This is a genomic window from Pseudomonas sp. 05T35 (assembly GCF_056396605.1).
In genome coordinates, this window is record NZ_JBFTLU010000987.1 from 1 (window position 1) to 420 (window position 420).

A 420-nucleotide genomic window follows, 5' to 3' on the forward strand; every position below is an offset into this window, starting at 1 on the left:
CAACGCACCCGCTACGCACGCTGGTTTGTGCAGTGCCAGCCGCTACCGCCCCGGTGCTGCTGATCGCGTTGATCGGCTGACTGAAGCCGGTAAGCCCCGTGGCCGGCGAGTAAGTGGCGCCGCCACCCAGGGTGTTGGCCGAGGTGTTGCCCAGAGTAGTGGTCTGGGTGCCCAGATTAGTGACGGCAGTATTGGTGGCAAACAGTTGGCTGCCGTTGATCGCGTCGGTGCTGGTGGCTGTGACTTGGCCGGCCGCTACATTGCTGATCTGACGTTCGTTACCGACACTGCCCACGCTCAATACGCCAGTCGGTGTCGCACCCTCATAATTGAAAGTGGTGCCATTGATCACGCCATTGGCGGTCGCAACAGCAGCAGCCGTGGTGGCGCCGTTGCCCAGGGCGATGGAGTTCGCAGTGC

The 420-nt window shown here is 62.6% G+C and carries 1 pseudogene; it reads right to left on the bottom strand.

The window, feature by feature from the left end:
- Positions 1-420: pseudogene (locus AC1DH9_RS31055) on the bottom strand (hypothetical protein); the annotation flags it as partial.